We start from the raw sequence: 15,856 nt of genomic DNA, 5'->3' as shown, positions 1-15,856 counted from the left end.
GTGGTAAATGCCCAGTAATGCACGGCGGAGCAACCCGCAAAGAAACAACTGAACCAAGCTGGTGGCCGAAGTCACTGAACTTGGACATTCTTCATCAACACGATTCTAAAACGAACCCTCTTGGAGAAGCCTTCGACTATAAGAGCGAAGTCGCCAAACTTGATTTCGCTGCCCTAAAACAAGATCTCATCAATTTAATGACCGATAGCCAAGATTGGTGGCCAGCAGATTGGGGACACTATGGCGGTTTGATGATTCGTTTGTCTTGGCACGCTGCTGGTACATACCGAGAGGCTGATGGCCGTGGCGGTGCGGGCTCAGGTGATCAACGATTCGCGCCGTTAAACTCATGGCCCGATAACGGAAACTTAGACAAAGCACGTCGTTTGCTTTGGCCGATCAAAAAGAAATACGGAAATAAATTGAGTTGGGCTGACTTACTCGCATATGCCGGTACGGTTGCTTATGAATCAATGGGCTTGAAAACCTTCGGATTTGGTTTTGGCCGCGAAGACATCTGGGAGCCACCAAAAGATATTTATTGGGGTAGTGAGAAAGAATGGTTAGCGCCTTCTGATAATCCAGATAGCCGTTACTCAGGTGATCGTGAACTCGCGAACCCATTAGCGGCAGTCATGATGGGTTTGATCTATGTAAATCCAGAAGGTGTCGATGGTAACCCTGATCCGCTTAAAACAGCGCGAGATGTGCGCGATACCTTCAAACGCATGGCGATGGATGACGAAGAGACAGTCGCGCTCACAGCTGGTGGCCACACCGTTGGTAAAGCACACGGTAACGGCGATGCAGGTGAGCTTGGCCCAGAACCAGAAGGTGCTGAAATCGAAAACCAAGGTTTTGGTTGGATGAATAAGACCAAAGCAGGAACAGGCCGCGATACGGTAACAAGTGGTGTTGAAGGTGCATGGACCACAAACCCAACGCAGTGGGATAACGGTTACTTTGACTTGCTATTGAACTACGAGTGGGAACTTAAGAAGAGCCCAGCTGGTGCATGGCAGTGGGAGCCGGTCGACTTGAAAGATGAGCATCGCCCTGCTGCGATTGATGATCAAGCTGATCCAACCCGTGTTGTGATGACCGATGCCGATATGGCTATGAAAGTAGACCCAGAGTACCGCAAAATCTCAGAGCGTTTTTACAATGACCCTGAGTATTTTTCAGAAGTATTTGCGCGTGCTTGGTTCAAGTTAACGCACCGCGATATGGGGCCTAAAAGGCGTTACATTGGTCCTGAAGTTCCTGTGGAAGATTTGATTTGGCAAGACCCAACACCTGCAGGAAATAGCGATTTTGATGTAGCTGCTGTGAAAGTAAAAATTGCTGAAAGTGGTTTGAGTGTGTCAGACCTAGTTACCACCGCATGGGATAGTGCACGTACATTCCGCGGCTCTGACTTCCGAGGTGGTGCAAATGGTGCGCGTATTCGTCTTGAACCAATGGCTAGTTGGGCGGGTAACGAGCCAGAGCGCTTGCAACGTGTTCTTTCAGTGCTTGAACCAATAGCGCAGGCTGCCAATGCGAGTGTTGCTGACGTGATCGTACTTGCTGGTGGTGTGGGGGTTGAGCAAGCTGCAAAAGCCGCTGGTCAAAACATCGAAGTGCCATTTACAGCAGGACGTGGTGATGCAAGTGCAGAGCAAACTGACGCGGAGTCTTTCTCAGTGCTTGAGCCAATTCACGACGGTTTCAGAAACTGGTTGAAAGAAGACTATGCAGCGACTTCTGAAGAACTGTTGCTAGACCGCACTCACTTGATGGGCCTAACAGCACCAGAAATGACTGTGTTACTTGGTGGACTTCGTGTACTTGGTACCAACTACGGCGGTTCAAAGCATGGCGTGTTTACTGAACGAGAAGGCACTTTAACGAACGACTTCTTTGTCAACTTAACTGACATGCAGTATCAGTGGAAACCGACTGGCAAAAATTTGTACGACATTGTTGAGCGCGCGACAGGGAATACCAAGTTTACAGCAACACGTGTTGACTTAGTGTTTGGCTCGAACTCAGTGCTGCGTAGCTACGCAGAGGTTTACGCTCAAGACGATAATCAAGACAAATTTGTTCAGGATTTCGTTTCGGCATGGACCAAAGTGATGAATGCAGATCGTTTTGATCTAGCGTAAAGTCAGTCTGATCAACAATGAGTGAAAGAACGAAAAGCCTCAGTTTACTGAGGCTTTTTTGTGTTTGTTTTCATAGCTTACTTCGGTCTAGCTAAGCTCAATACATCTCCAAGCGACGCGTATTCATTCGCACCCAATCTCGCTAATGGGTTTAGATTTTTCGCATCAATTTTTAGTCGGCCCTTATCATCTTCACCGACGTAGTTGTCATCAACGAAGGCTTGTTCTATCTCTAAGAGAATCAGCGCTTGTGGTGTTTCTCCCCATTCAATGACTTTCGCGACCTTGCAACCAAAGGCAATAGGGCTTTCTTTGATGCGGGGGAGAGGAAAGCCCTCAAATGATTCTAGAGATAGATTCAAACGCTCTAGTTCGGAATCGCCATAATCGAGTGTTGCGGCTGAATCAGAGACCTCTTGCATCTGCGTGACCTGTGGAATATGCACCACACAGTGTTCTCCTTCACCAAGATTGGCACGCGTATCTTTACTCTCGCCACTTGGCTTCTTGCCGATTGAAACAACTAAGGTAGGCGGCGCACTGGTTAATGCGTTGAAGAAAGAGAAAGGGGCGAGGTTATAGGTTTCGTCGCTATTTGAATTCTTGGTCAGCACCCACGCAATAGGGCGCGGCACGATCGTTTGGGTGAGAAGGTGGTATATCTCGCCAGAGCTGTGTTCTGAAAGCTTGAGTTGCATACTGTTCCTTACTAAATGCTAGTCCCGTTAAAGTGACTCGGCTACTCGGGCAGCCGAGGAATTAGGGATCGGGTGGGAAATTTAGAGTGCTCAGGTGAACTTTTACAAAAGAAGCGGACATTAGATTAAGCTTATATGTGCTAATAAAACTAAAAATCTGAAGAGGTTGCAACTAGAGTCAAGTGCCTACGTTTGTACAATAAATTCAGGATTTCGCTTATACCGCCAATCAACCCCGAACCGATACAGATCATTGCGACAGGGCTGTCTGGACGAAGACCATATTTTATGGCGACTACATAAAGAACAATTATGAGAAATGTAACCAGGTTCCAATAAATAGATAAGCGCCAATTATTTTCATAATGTAGTGAAGAAGCACAATTGGAGCATCGCAACCTGTTTGGCAGAAGTCTAGGACGGAGTATCACCTTCCAATCAACAACCTCGTAACACTTCGGGCAAACTTTGCCATGGTCATTGGCAGGTTTAGGTGAGCTAACACTTTCACTCATTGCGCATAATTTCCTTTTATCCTCAGATCAATACAAGTCGAAGTCCGCTTTTCATTCAAATCAGATCAGCATCGGACTTGTTTTGTTGCGAAGATCCGTCCTTCGGCTCGCCCCTATGCTTGCCAATGAAGTAAACACTACGAGCAGCACCAATAAACAACAGGATCTTGAGCACTGTGAATAATGAAGGGATCTTATCTAGGTCTATATACTTGATAACTTCGTTAAGTACCAAATATACGACCAAACAAATCGCAGCCCATAGTTGGCGCTTGTAGAGGAAAAACGTCAGAACAAGCAGTAAAAAAGCATCTATTAAAATAAAGTGTTTTAAAGCGAATATGAGGTTTAGGTTACTACTTTTTTGGTAAAGCTCCATCACAGCTAATGAAGCTGTTAGAAGCGCTATCAACACTGATACACAAATCGATATTTTGATTATTTTTTCAGCAGTAGGAATATCTACCGGCCCGAGTAATAGCGAGTCAAAGAAACCTCGTGGTGCTTTTTCGTCGTTTCCAACTGACCCTTGTGGGTCAACCGATGGTGAATCATCAATGTTTGATGTTTTCTTTTTTTCATGTCTTTGGTCGAAGGCGTCAAACATTTGTAAAAGTGAGTGGGCGGCTCCGACTAAATACATTCCAACGAATAGATAGAACCAAAACGGATCGTCTTCTCTCGTTATCTCTCCGCCTCGTTTCAACCCATGATATCCATCAATATGTGCATCGAGCGCTAGCCATAGAAAAACTATAGCGATTATTGCGTACCAAGACACAGGGAGTCTTTCTCTTTGCTTCCGTTTTTCATTTACGACTAAATTGAATTGCTTGACTTGCGATTGGTGTTCAGGAAGGTCACTTTTTTCAAACTGATCAATCGCTATCAGAAGTTTGGCGTAGTTCTCTGGATACTTTTCCTTGTTAATTGAGCTATGCGCTTGCATAAGCTCCGCGTAAGAGTACTTAGAATAATCCATTAGGGTGTCGAATATAATTAATCAGTTGTTTGAGTATATTAATCTAGTTTCAGGTTATCTAGATCGTGATGATTTGGGCTCTGTAAATCTCGACTAAATCGTACCGGTTCGAAACACCAAATTCTAATGTCCGCTTTTCATTCATTACTGACTTGCGCCAATTGATCTTAGCTTCCAAAGTGCGCATCCAGTTTATCTAGAATCTCTAGCCCTTTCTTTGTTTTTCCTGTTGCGGCCATGGCGCTGAAGCGCACTTCTGTATCAAACTCAGCAAGTGCTTGAGTTGATAGCTCCTCGATTAGCTTGTTCATGCTAATTTTTCGGTGTTCAGCAAGCGCTTTTAGACGATTATGCTTGTCGTCTGGTAATCATATGGTCAATGTCGACATGCTATTTACCTCTAAGAAGTTGTTCTGGTTTAACAACATCAAAGCCTTTGAAAGTAAGTTCTGCCCCAGTTAGATCTTTGATGTTATTTATAACGATAAACTGTGCGTTGCTGGCTACCGCAAGTTCAATTAAAAAATGTCGTTCTCATCTTTCAGATTGGGGCGCCATAAATAATGTATTGGTACCCAGTAGCATACGCTATAAAAGGCACTTAGCAGTTCTTTGATTTCCTCTGGTTGTAGAGGACAAAGCTCTGCAATCTGAGGGCGCTGATGTACGTCCTCATATTCTAAGAATAACGCGGTAATAATCATTGGGCTAAAAGAACCGGTCAAACAGTTTCTTAGAATCTGTCGGCTCGGTCCTGCTTCTCCGATTAGGGCGCTGATTACGACGCTTGTATCGACAACAATTTTAGTCATTTTTTAATGCTTCATATATGCTGTCATTCGACAAGTGAAGATTTGTCGCTGAATTGTATCGATCGAGGATATGATTAGTACAAATTATGCACAAAGCGGTTCAGCTTGTTCTGCTCCTACTTGTTTCTTTAAAAACGGAATCAACAAACTTTCAAATAGTTCCGGATCGTCGATCATAGGCCAGTGCCCACAGTTAGGCATGGTATGTATTTCGGCGTTGAAGAATTCCTTTTGTGCTTGCGCATGTTTGACTGGTACGTACTTATCTCCTTCACCCCAAAGCGTAAGTGCAGGAACATTTAGTTGCTTCAACTGACGTTCAAGCTTCTTTGTAAGTACGGCTAAATCTGTTGCCCTGTATAGCTTCAACATGCCGCGGCTTAGACCCCAATCTATGTCTTTCACCATGAGTTTGGTGAATTCCAAAGGTAGAGGTTTGGGATTATCTCTATTCAAAAAGAAGCGCAAAGACCAATGTGTAGATAGAAATTGGAAGATCTCGCCAATAATGGGTTTACGCCAAATTTGTGCGAAATCATGCCAGACATAATCAGGTGCTGGGCCGGTATTCACACAGGTGAGGCTTTTGACGAGTTCGGGGTGGTTACAGGCAAATTGTAAGCCCCAAGGGCCACCAAAATCGTGAAGAACAAGATGAACTTTCTTTATGCCAAGCTCGACGATGAGAGCGTGCAAATGCTCAGCATAACCGTCAACGGTATAGTTGAATTTTTTAGGACGTTCTGCACTTCCATAGCCTGGCATATCGGGCGCGACGACACGAGAGAACTCGCCAACCTGCGGTACAAAGCGTTGCCAGTCTTTAAAAGAGCCTGGATTGCCATGTAGGAATAAAACGGCTGCTTCGTGGTCACACTCATTAGGCGCACACGAAAGTACAGGTGTGCGAATGCCATTGATGAGCAAGTTATTAATGCTTGTATTGTTCACTATTAATCTCTTTAGCTATTTTTCTTGTGGTTAAGACCGTGAGCAAAATAATACTGAAAGCATCGAGAGAGAAAATATGGCAATTTGGAAATAGACAATCCTAGAAATGAAACGGTAGAGACGGTTTATTTTCTGTACTGAAACTTAATTTTATTGCTAAAGTCGAAAGCTACATTTGAGAAGTGTGATTTTGAGGGAATAAAATTATGGTGATGTTTTTTATTGCGTTGTTGTTGCTCGCTATGTTTATGAGCGTTCGTTTTTCAAGCGCCGCGATTAACAAATTCGGCGAGAGCAAAGAGGTAAGCCCTTATCGAATCAGTTACATCTCTAAAACAATTACCATCGCCATTGTTGCGTTTTATTTTATTCTTATAGCGAACGTATCGGGGCTTGAGTACTCTCAGATTTCATTCTTCCTGTCTTCTGTTTTCGCGGTCATTGGCGTTGCTCTGTTCGCGCAGTGGTCAATACTCAGTAACATCACAGCTAGCTTAATTATCTTTTTTGGTTTTCCATATCGCGTTGGGGATGAGATCCGAATTATGGATAAAGATGATCAAATATGGGGTGTGATCGAAGAGATCACTTTGTTTCATGTGTTGATGCGTAGAGGCGAAGAATTAATTACTTATCCGAATAATTTGATACTGCAAAAAGGGGTGATCAAAAATCCTGTTATCGAACAAGAGAGTGATGAGGAGTAAGACGCTAAGAAGGATGAAAAAGACACTGCCTAACTGAGTATTCTGCGTCTAATATTTTGAGAGTATTGCGTCTATTGTGCCGTCTTCTCTCATGGATTGAATGGCTTTGTCGAGAGCATGTTTTACTTCTTTGGCATCGTGATGATTCAATGATCTTGGAATACCGATAAAGTTTGGATCGCGAGAAATGACCTACTCAGAAAATTCAAAATCGTCAGGACTAAGTCCGGCTTTTTCGCATTGTAATTCATCAGATAACGATCCCTAGAGAATATTGCCGCGTCCACTCTTCCTGATGCAAGCAGAAGAATACGTTGCTAGGTCCCTTCATCTTTTACAAATGTGAGCTGATTTTTTTGTTGAGCAAACTTGCCTGAATAATTGCTGCCTCTGCTCATTGCGAGTGTTTTGCCTTTCGGATCATTGTAACTAGTAAAAGTGAAAGACTGATCTTTTCTAGATACTAGCAGCACATGATCCATTAAGATTGGGCCCGAGAATAGATAATGATTTTCGCGTTAGGGTGTCTTCGAAAACCCTGTTAATACGCCATCACCCTTTAAGGCCTCTTGTTGCGCTCGCTCCCAAGGTCTCACTTTTAAGTTAGGCTCATAGCTCGTTCGTCGAATTGCTTCGGCTGCGATTTCTAGGCTGTAACCGCTCGGCATTCCATTAGCATTGGCAAACTGTTTGGGTTCGCTGTCAGGCTTTACAAATAAAGTAAGAGCCTGGTCAGACTGTACTTGAAGCGAGATCGAACAGAGTAAACAGAGCCAAATGAGTGGACGGAATTTATATCGAGTGAACATGCGTAGGTTTTAAAGTAATCGAACACCTACAAATTCTGGCAGACGAATTACACTGTCTTGTTTAATCAACTAGTTCTCTCTGCTTAATTTGATGTGAGTTTCGGCCAGTTCTTATCGGCGCGACTAACGTTTCCTGGGATGTCCTTTGCCCAGGTAAATTGCACTGACTGGTTGTAGTTTAGGTAGAGCTTGCCCTCGTGAATGCGCCAAGCTTCAGGATCAATCTTTGCCGTGTAACCTTGGCTAACAGCCCATGCGCAATAGCCACCATATTGTGGTGCGAACTGTTCAGGGTTATCAATGAACAGCTGTTTGTTTTCTGCATTTGCAAAGTACCAGGTTGCGCCATTCCACTCATACGTAAACTCACTTTCGCCTTTGACGGGCTTCGATTGGGAGAAATATGCGACTGGATCGTAGCCTTCAATCGCCTTGCCAAAGAAATCTGTATAAACGTGTTCCACGGCATTTGCAGGTGATATAAACAGAGTAAGAAGGGTGACGAAACTAAGGGAGCGTAATAGTGTTTGCATAGTTTAAGACCTTTTTATTGTGCCCTGTAGACCAGTCGTTAGTGAAAAAGTTTCACGCAAGTTTAGCTACGACATAGAGGGCGAAATAGATCGAAGAAATAAAGCGAAACAAATTTGCACTTTTTGTACTTAAAGGGTCCTAGTTTTCGGTCGATAACGTACCATAGTAAATGTAATCAATACCTCAGTAGGGTGGAGACACGTGGTTTCTTTTCTCAATAACTTAACACCGAATGTACGCGCGGATAATGGTCTTGTTTCAGAGCGTCCGAGCGATACTGCAACGATTTTCTCTCAGGGCTTGAAGCGTGGGTTGGATGTCGATGTAAAACCATCACCCGAAAATGACCCTGGGAACAAGGTCTTTGACGTTCAGAAGGTAGTGGATACTGTCTCAGGGTTTATCGAACAGCGTATTGCTGAGCGTCGAAACGAAGGCGCGAGTCAGGCTGAATTAGAAGATCTAATAGCGCAGGCAAGAGAAGGCGTTGCAAAAGGTTTTCAGTTAGCGCGCGAAGACATCGCAAGTCTTGATCGTTTAGACCCAGAGCTGTCCTCAAATATCGACGCAGCGGAACAAGGGATCGGCACACGTATTGATCAAATTGAAGAAAGCTTAAAACCTGCCGATGAGGGCGTGCCGACCAGTTTGTCGAGCAATTCGTTTGCAGCATTAACGGATCGAAAAAGTTTTGAACGCTCGCAAGCGAGTTTTCAGTTTGAGTTGACTACTCAGGAAGGTGATCGTATTCAAATATCTGCACAGGAACTGTTCCAACGTCGAGAACAGTTCTCAGCAGTTCAATTTAATGGCGTATCGGCTAGTCGTTTTAGTAGCGATACGACGACCGCAAGCGCGTTTTCTATTCAAGTGAATGGTGATTTAAACGAGGATGAGCGGGCTGCACTGGATGATCTCTTACAGCAAGTCGCTGATTTAAGTGACTCGTTTTTTGAGGGCGATATCGCGAGCGCGTTTAATCAAGCATTGTCTTTGGAACTCGATAGTTCGCAGATCGCTCAATTTAGCGTTGATCTCCAGTCTTCTAGTGTTTCTGTTATTGAGCAAACCGATGTGCGGGCTGCTCAATTCAATACGCCTGTTCCCGATGAGTATCGCGCTCCGCAGCTTCCGCTCGGTATTCAAACTTTGCTCAGTGATTATGCTGAGCGCGTAGAAAAGCTTCTAAAAACCGCACAAGAGTTTAGTGAAAAAGTGGGGCTTGAGCAGACAGGCGAGTCTTTGCTTAAAGACTTACAACAACGTTTTGATACATCCGTAGGCCGAGATAACTCTCAGTCTGAGTTTTTTGATGCGCTTCTAGATAAGCTTTCTTAACACTCCATTTCAACACTTCATCTTAAAAATACGTCTTGATGAATGAACGCTCCAGTGCTGGTGTTACCGAGAGCGTTCCTTTTCTCCAGTTACACCGCGTTATAACTCAGCCATTTCGCTAATTGTTGATTCCAGCTCAGCATAATACGGGTTGTAGGTTAAGCGGGCATGTACTTTACCTTTTTCTGTATAGCCCCATGCTGAGTACCATACTTCGCGGCCATCGTTGCAGTGCTTAAGATCTCGCAAGCTCATACTATTCAAACACATGGTTCTCTCTGCTTGCTCGCCGTAGTAAAAGTTAGAGGGCGCAAATAGTGGGCTCATATGCGATCCAGTACTTATACGTTTGTCAGCAATACGCATCGATTCAAACAAGATACTTGGTTCGTCGAAACGGGACTCACCATACCAAATGGTTTGATTAGTTGGATGATTGAAATGCTGGCTAAACAATTCTTGTGTTTCTTCAGGGTCAATCACGCTATCTGCTTCACTCATAATTAATAGAGCAGGTACAGAAATGGTATTTTCTTCAAGCAGATCACGCACACGTTGCGCACTTTCGGAATAGGCGATCGCACCGTTAATCGGTGCCGAGGTATAGCGTGCTAAATTTTGCTCTTCGGTTTTGTAGCCATCCACAAACAGAGAGACAAAAGGCGCGAATTTCTCGAGTATTGGTGCACGTGATTGATAACCGGGTGAAACTAAAATCAGCCCATCTACATTGCCGCGTTCTATCGTGTTGATGGTAATAAGGTTGGCTCCGGTTGAAAAACCGCCTAGCCATACTTCATCGTATTCTCCCTTTAATAGCTCGGCGTAATGGTCAACGATCGTTTGCCAGTCTTCATAGCTAGGCAACATGAGATCCTCAGGCTTACTACCATGCCCGGGAAGCAAAAGTGACTGCACATAGAAACCTTGCTCAGCCATAGTGTTGCCTAAATCTGAAAAGCTATAGGGTGAGTCGCCAAGACCATGCACGAAGAGAATTGCTTTGTTTGAAGGTGCCGAGGGTCTTACTTCAAAGGGCATATTCATCGCTAGCTCTTTTGCATGATCCTCGGAAATATAGGCGCGGTGTTCACGTAACCAACGCTCACTTTCCTCAAGATAATCTGAAAAACTCGGTTGTAGATAATTGTAGTACTGAGCCGATTCATTCATCGGAATATATGGTTTGTGTGCGAGAGCTGAACAGCCAGTCGCCATGCTTAAGATTGTGATGCTTGTGAGTACAGCAAGTAAGCGGTTTCGATTTCTCTTAAGGAGTGTTTTCAAAATGGCTCGTCATCGTTGTTAGGAACACATTTGAATATTGGGACTGAAGAGAACATTTAAAGAGGGTGGGCTGGAAAACAGTATGTCATTGAAATGCATACCGTGTTCTCATGAGAAGTTGAGCTAGTTGCTTATAACTGCAAAACTACAACGCACCAGCAAGATCACTTGGTTCTGCGCGTTTGGTGTAGTCGGCATTAGTTTCAGATACGAGCGACATGAGTGTTGTGCTCATCATGTCGTTTCTGTGTTCGCCAAAGCCTAAAACTTTTGCCCAGTCATGACCAATGATGATGCACATGATGGTATAGGCGATTTGCTCGGTATTGTTTACTTGCGCCTTTTCTAAATAAGTACGAATTTCAGCAAGAAGCTCGTGGTAAACCTCGGCCAAGCGATTTGTCGTTTTATCGGTGTGTTTTGTCTGACCGATTAATCGAAACATCACCTCATTCTGTAGGCTCACCTGATGAAATTCAGCAGAACACAAAAAGCTTAGAATGTCTTCGAGTGAAGGATCTTGGTCGCTCTGAGCACTCGTGGTGATAAATGCATTTAAGGCTTGGCGATAACGCTCTGTAATGCGCTGTAATAGAGCATCTAAGAGCTCATCTCCACCTGAAAAGTAATGATGGATAATCGGCTGATTAACACCAGCTTCTTCAGCGATTTTTCGCTGCGATGCGCCAGCAAACCCATCACGCAAAATAACGTTCTCAAATGCGTCGAGTATGTCTTGACGTTTCTCTTCGCTACGGTTTTTTCTACCCATTGCTTAACTGTTCTCTATTCGTATGAATGCATCAGCGTCTGGCTAATATGTCATACCCTAGATAAATTTATCAATTGATATATTTATTTTTGATGTGTAGTTTATTTATCAAATGATAAATAAAAAAATGAGGTTCTCTCATAATGAAGATAATAAAAATACTCGCACTACTATTACTTGTTGTAATTGGTTGGATCGCTGTGTTCCAAGGCGACAAAGTTGAACGTTTGTACCACACGATGACTCTGTTTGATGGCGATAAAATCGTTCATAACTTCTCAAACATGCGCGAGGTCGCGCCAACGGTAGAGATCAAACCTTCAACAGATGCCTCTAAGTTTGATAGTCAGCCAGCACCATTGCCAATAGCATTTACTTACAAGAGCGAGCAGAGCGTAGAAGAGTATTTAGCGCGCACGAGCACGACAGCGTTGTTGGTGTTGAAAGACGGTTCAGTGACATATGAAGAGTATTATCAAGGAACCAAAGACACTGACTATCGTATCTCCTGGTCTGTCGCGAAGTCATTCTTGTCTGCTCTGTTTGGTATCGCCGTTGAAGAGGGTGACATAAAAAGCATTGAACAATCCGTGACGGAGTATGTGCCTGAACTTGTCGGAACAGGGTATGACGGTGTTCGGATTAAAGACGTATTGCAAATGTCTAGCGGTGTTGCCTTCAATGAAGACTATTACGACTTCAATTCTGATATTAATCGCTTTGGCCGTACCTTTGCATTAGGCGGATCATTCGATGATTTTGCGGCAAGCCTGAAAAACGAAAAAGAACCTGGCACATTTTTACACTACGTCAGCATCGACACGCATGTACTAGGAATGGTGTTGCGTGCAGCGACAGGAAGAGAAATAGCAGACTACTTTGACGACAAGCTCTGGTCGAAAATCGAACCTGAATCGAGCACTTACTACATTGTTGATGATGAAAATGAGCCAATGGTACTCGGCGGGCTGAATATGCGCACGCGTGACTTCGCGCGCTTTGGATTGCTCTACCTTAACAACGGAAAATGGAAGGATGAGCAGGTTATACCAGAAGCGTGGGTGAAGGCTTCAGTAACGCCTGACGCTCCGCATCTTGTGCCAGGTGAGCGGGACAACTCCTACATCAATTTAGGTTACGGCTATCAATGGTGGATTCCAGAAAATGCTGACCAAGAGTTCTATGCGATTGGCATCTACGGGCAGTTTATTTACGTCAACCAAAAGGCCAATGTCGTCATTGTGAAGAACTCTGCTCATCTAGAATTTGCAGACAATGACTATGAGTCGTTTTTTGAGGTCATTGCATTCTGCCGTGAGGTGGTGAAGTCATTGGAAATGATTGAGTCATAATCGAAGTTTGCCATTCGCGCTCAACGGGATTTTTGCTTCGTTCTAATCCGTCATTGCTGCGCAGGCGGCACAAAAGCGCTTTAGCGCGTTGAACAACCAACGGTCGGCCCGAAGGTTAAGCGAAGCGCATCATCTATTGTTTAAAGAGCAATGCATGGAGTTAGACAGAAGCTGACTTTAGTTCAGTTCCCTTGTCTATGCCTGTTTCAAGAGCTTAAGAGACCTTGAGTTAGTTTGGATATCGCCATTTACCAGCATCGCCTTTCTTGAAAAAGGGGACATTTTCTTTTGCTTAGGTTTTATCTCTCAAATTCACTTAGCTTGTTCAAAACTTAAAAGTGAAGATTCAACCTTGATTCTGTTTCTTGCTTAATAGCAATTATCTAATCTCTCTAAGTGCCCCGGGGACAGCACTGTGGTTCTTCCTTAAGCACACAAAAATAGATGTCATTTAAATGTCACGCGAAGGACACAGATTTGTAACAGCATAAAAATAACCTTAGAGAAAATTACATAGAGATGTCTAGATGTCTGTATATTCGATTAGTCGGGGTGAAGGTTCTGTCCCTGTTTATCGTCAAATTGCGCTTTGGTTGAAGAAAGAAATTTCCGACAATTATCAAGCTGGCGATGCGCTTCCTTCAGAAATTGCACTTGCAAAAAAACTGGGTGTTAACCGTCATACCTTGAGACGGGGGGTTGATGAGCTTGTTAGTGAAGGTTCCGTTGAGAGGCGTCATGGTGTAGGCGTTCTTGTGCTAGATAAAGTACATAGCTATTCAATTAACTCCCAATCAAGATTTACTGAAGCTTTTGAAGCCTTAGGTTTTGAGACCAGAAGCGCGTTACTCGCTAAAAAAGTGATCATTGCCAATGACGTTCTCTCTGAAAAATTAGAGATAGAAGGTGGCGCTCATGTCATACATCTTGAAACCTTAAGGATTGTTGAGCAACAACCTTTCTGCTTAATAAGTCATTTCTTGCCACTCAACGCATTTCCAGGTGTTCTGGATACATTTGAAGGGGGTTCTCTTCATCGTTTTCTGAAGTCTAATTTTGGTACCGGTCTGGCTCGAAAAGAAAGCGTGGTCAGCGCCGCATTACCGACTTCTGAAGAAGCTGCTCAGCTTTTAATGCCGAAGGGCGGACCAATACTGAAATCAAAAAGTGTTAATGCCGATGTGATTGGCGGTCGACCGATCGAATATGCCATTACGCGATTTCGAGGTGGTGCTACCGAATTATCTTTAAATTTCGATCTCAAAAACTAAGAGGATATTACTATGAAAATCAGAAGCTTAATTGCAGCCGGTATGGCTTGCTTGACTGTGTCTAGTGCAGTGTTGGCGGAATTGCCAGATGGCTCAAAAGGCAATCCACTAAGAGTTTTAATGGTACCCGCGGATACTGGTACAAATGATATTACGCAGGACTATAAGCCAGTCTTTGATGGTATCACTAAGAATTACGGTATTCACTTTGACGTAAAAGCGGGCAATAGCTACGCCGCTGTTGTAGAGGGGATGTGTAACGACCAGGCTGACATTGCTTGGTTTGGTGCTTCTACCTATGGTGAAGCTTACAATCGTTGCGGTGTTGATTTACTCGCTGTTGACGTCAAGAAAGGTGACTCTTCGTACTACTCAGGTATTTTCGTTAAGAAAGGCAGTGGTATCAACGAAATATCTGACCTCAAAGGACATAGTGTTGCATTTGGAAGCACAAGTTTTACTTCATCATTCAACTTTCCGGTTGCCATGATTATCGCTGCTGGCATTGATCCAGTGAAGGATCTCGACAAAGTTATTGTGGCGGGCTCGCATTCTGCGTCATTAGCGGCACTCGCGGAAGGAAAAGTAGATGCAGCGGCTGCATCCTATAACTCGTTCGGTAAAGCAGTTAAGAAAGGTGCGATTGACCCGGATAAGTTTAAGCCTCTTGCGAAATCTCAACCTATTCCAAACCCACCCCTAGCGATGAATAAAGGATTGCCTGGCTCGCTAAAGGCAAAGCTTAAAGAAGCGTTTAACACCATCCATACCAAGATTGATTCAAGCAAAATTCGTGGCTACGGCGGTAAGAAAGTTGATCGTTACGACGCTGAATTTGATGAGCAAAAAATCTTTGATGCGCTTGCCAAATTAGGTGCAGTCACGAAGCAAGTAAAAGAAGAAATGATTGCCAAGGCGGGTCAACGCTAATTTGGTTTCTTGGTATAGGAGTGAGCGCTCATGGATAGAGCTCTCGCTATATACCGATAGCATTAAAAACGAGGTGTTAGATATGCTTGCATTTGATTCAGTCTGCCGTCGATTTAAAGACGGCACCGTTGCTGTGAAGGATGTATCTCTTAACATTCCCCAAGGAGAGTTCTGCGTATTGTTGGGTCCTTCAGGCGCAGGGAAATCGACATTGATGAATATGATCAATGGTGTCGTAGAACCAACATCAGGCAAGGTGCATTTTGATGGCGAACCGATCACTCGCAGTAACCTGCGACAATTTCAGAGACATGTTGGCATGATCCATCAACAGTTGCATTTAATACCTCGACTATCGGTCCTACATAACGTCTTAAGTGGCTTGTTGCCAGACAAGAGTCTTTTACGCAGCTTATTGAAGTCCTTTCCTAAAGAAGATCAGTTGAAAGCTTTTGAGTTGCTCAATGAAGTAGGTTTGGAAAAGAAGCACTTGATGCGCAGAGCTTCGGAGCTTTCTGGAGGTCAACAGCAACGTGTTGCGATAGCCAGAGCATTTGTTTCCAGCCCGAAAGTGGTATTAGCAGATGAACCTGTTGCCAGTTTAGATCCTGCGATGAGTCGTAGTGTTTTAAATAGCTTAAAAGCTGCTGCCAAGCATCACGGTGCGACTGTCGTTTGTACCTTACATCAGTTGGATTATGCCTTGGAGTTTGCCGATCGAATTGTCGCGTTGCGTGCCGGTGAGGTG

At 44.0% G+C, this 15,856-nt stretch carries 16 protein-coding genes; 7 read left to right on the top strand and 9 right to left on the bottom strand.

Translation table 11 applies throughout. From position 1 onward, the window contains the following. A partial coding sequence (gene katG, locus A3739_RS02655) for a catalase/peroxidase HPI (protein ID WP_068500208.1) occupies window positions 1–2,150 on the top strand: 2,150 nt, incomplete at its 5' end. Between the two features lie 77 nt (window positions 2,151–2,227). Here katG and A3739_RS02650 read toward each other — a convergent pair. The 5 genes from A3739_RS02650 to A3739_RS02630 form a co-directional block, all read right to left on the bottom strand. Further along, on the bottom strand, window positions 2,228–2,848 hold the full coding sequence (locus A3739_RS02650) for a flavin reductase family protein (protein WP_068479319.1): 621 nt from the start codon (window positions 2,846–2,848) through the stop codon (window positions 2,228–2,230). A 570-nt stretch (window positions 2,849–3,418) separates the two neighbouring features. Beyond that, window positions 3,419–4,345 carry a hypothetical protein gene (locus A3739_RS02645; RefSeq protein ID WP_068481045.1) on the bottom strand — a complete coding sequence of 309 codons (927 nt, stop codon included), beginning with the start codon at window positions 4,343–4,345 and terminating at the stop codon, window positions 3,419–3,421. Window positions 4,346–4,512: 167 nt separating this feature from the next. Beyond that, a complete protein-coding gene (locus tag A3739_RS29215) occupies window positions 4,513–4,656 on the bottom strand; it encodes a hypothetical protein (RefSeq protein ID WP_197469212.1) in 144 nt (47 codons plus the stop codon). Between the two features lie 207 nt (window positions 4,657–4,863). Then, window positions 4,864–5,157, bottom strand: coding sequence for a putative toxin-antitoxin system toxin component, PIN family (locus A3739_RS02635; protein ID WP_197471982.1), 294 nt, complete (start codon window positions 5,155–5,157; stop codon window positions 4,864–4,866). Between the two features lie 84 nt (window positions 5,158–5,241). Next, on the bottom strand, window positions 5,242–6,108 hold the full coding sequence (locus tag A3739_RS02630) for an alpha/beta fold hydrolase (RefSeq protein ID WP_197469213.1): 867 nt from the start codon (window positions 6,106–6,108) through the stop codon (window positions 5,242–5,244). Between the two features lie 206 nt (window positions 6,109–6,314). Here A3739_RS02630 and A3739_RS02625 point away from each other — a divergent pair, with 206 nt between their 5' ends. After that, on the top strand, window positions 6,315–6,815 hold the full coding sequence (locus tag A3739_RS02625; RefSeq protein WP_068500202.1) for a mechanosensitive ion channel domain-containing protein: 501 nt from the start codon (window positions 6,315–6,317) through the stop codon (window positions 6,813–6,815). Window positions 6,816–7,333: 518 nt separating this feature from the next. Here the strand turns inward: A3739_RS02625 and A3739_RS28575 are convergent. Both A3739_RS28575 and A3739_RS02615 read right to left on the bottom strand, forming a co-directional pair. Further along, a complete protein-coding gene (locus A3739_RS28575) occupies window positions 7,334–7,483 on the bottom strand; it encodes a hypothetical protein (protein ID WP_156493409.1) in 150 nt (49 codons plus the stop codon). A gap of 224 nt (window positions 7,484–7,707) precedes the next feature. Continuing rightward, window positions 7,708–8,157 carry a YHS domain-containing (seleno)protein gene (locus A3739_RS02615; RefSeq protein WP_068500152.1) on the bottom strand — a complete coding sequence of 150 codons (450 nt, stop codon included), beginning with the start codon at window positions 8,155–8,157 and terminating at the stop codon, window positions 7,708–7,710. A 202-nt stretch (window positions 8,158–8,359) separates the two neighbouring features. On the opposite strand from A3739_RS02615, the gene A3739_RS02610 reads away from it, so the two are divergent. Continuing rightward, window positions 8,360–9,496 (top strand): DUF5610 domain-containing protein, encoded by a 1,137-nt coding sequence (locus tag A3739_RS02610; protein ID WP_068500149.1) that lies wholly within the window; start codon window positions 8,360–8,362, stop codon window positions 9,494–9,496. 99 nt (window positions 9,497–9,595) lie between these two features. Here A3739_RS02610 and A3739_RS02605 read toward each other — a convergent pair whose 3' ends face one another. Beyond that, window positions 9,596–10,783, bottom strand: coding sequence for a carboxylesterase (locus tag A3739_RS02605; protein ID WP_197471981.1), 1,188 nt, complete (start codon window positions 10,781–10,783; stop codon window positions 9,596–9,598). Between the two features lie 145 nt (window positions 10,784–10,928). Continuing rightward, on the bottom strand, window positions 10,929–11,555 hold the full coding sequence (locus A3739_RS02600; protein WP_068481067.1) for a TetR/AcrR family transcriptional regulator: 627 nt from the start codon (window positions 11,553–11,555) through the stop codon (window positions 10,929–10,931). A 143-nt stretch (window positions 11,556–11,698) separates the two neighbouring features. On the opposite strand from A3739_RS02600, the gene A3739_RS02595 reads away from it, so the two are divergent. From A3739_RS02595 to A3739_RS02580, 4 genes are all read left to right on the top strand, one after another. Then, window positions 11,699–12,907, top strand: coding sequence for a serine hydrolase (locus A3739_RS02595; RefSeq protein ID WP_068478387.1), 1,209 nt, complete (start codon window positions 11,699–11,701; stop codon window positions 12,905–12,907). A 527-nt stretch (window positions 12,908–13,434) separates the two neighbouring features. Then, a complete protein-coding gene (gene phnF / locus A3739_RS02590) occupies window positions 13,435–14,178 on the top strand; it encodes a phosphonate metabolism transcriptional regulator PhnF (protein WP_068482026.1) in 744 nt (247 codons plus the stop codon). A 12-nt stretch (window positions 14,179–14,190) separates the two neighbouring features. After that, entirely contained in the window at window positions 14,191–15,108 is a 918-nt protein-coding gene (locus tag A3739_RS02585; protein ID WP_068500145.1) for a phosphate/phosphite/phosphonate ABC transporter substrate-binding protein, read from the top strand. A gap of 82 nt (window positions 15,109–15,190) precedes the next feature. After that, window positions 15,191–15,856 (top strand): phosphonate ABC transporter ATP-binding protein (locus tag A3739_RS02580; RefSeq protein WP_068500206.1); only part of this gene is annotated, 666 nt, incomplete at its 3' end.

It is taken from the genome of Oleiphilus sp. HI0067, assembly GCF_001635735.1.
The sequence above is the reverse complement of the archived record's forward strand: the minus strand, read 5'-3'. Positions and strand labels throughout refer to the sequence as shown.

Coding starts and splice junctions, on each gene's coding strand:
- A3739_RS02650 (WP_068479319.1), bottom strand. CDS start 2,848: ATGCAACTCAAGCTTTCAGAACACAGCTCTGGCGAGATATACCACCTT.
- A3739_RS02645 (WP_068481045.1), bottom strand. CDS start 4,345: ATGGATTATTCTAAGTACTCTTACGCGGAGCTTATGCAAGCGCATAGC.
- A3739_RS29215 (WP_197469212.1), bottom strand. CDS start 4,656: ATGAACAAGCTAATCGAGGAGCTATCAACTCAAGCACTTGCTGAGTTT.
- A3739_RS02635 (WP_197471982.1), bottom strand. CDS start 5,157: ATGACTAAAATTGTTGTCGATACAAGCGTCGTAATCAGCGCCCTAATC.
- A3739_RS02625 (WP_068500202.1), top strand. CDS start 6,315: ATGGTGATGTTTTTTATTGCGTTGTTGTTGCTCGCTATGTTTATGAGC.
- A3739_RS28575 (WP_156493409.1), bottom strand. CDS start 7,483: ATGCCGAGCGGTTACAGCCTAGAAATCGCAGCCGAAGCAATTCGACGA.
- A3739_RS02615 (WP_068500152.1), bottom strand. CDS start 8,157: ATGCAAACACTATTACGCTCCCTTAGTTTCGTCACCCTTCTTACTCTG.
- A3739_RS02600 (WP_068481067.1), bottom strand. CDS start 11,555: ATGGGTAGAAAAAACCGTAGCGAAGAGAAACGTCAAGACATACTCGAC.
- A3739_RS02595 (WP_068478387.1), top strand. CDS start 11,699: ATGAAGATAATAAAAATACTCGCACTACTATTACTTGTTGTAATTGGT.
- phnF (WP_068482026.1), top strand. CDS start 13,435: ATGTCTGTATATTCGATTAGTCGGGGTGAAGGTTCTGTCCCTGTTTAT.
- A3739_RS02585 (WP_068500145.1), top strand. CDS start 14,191: ATGAAAATCAGAAGCTTAATTGCAGCCGGTATGGCTTGCTTGACTGTG.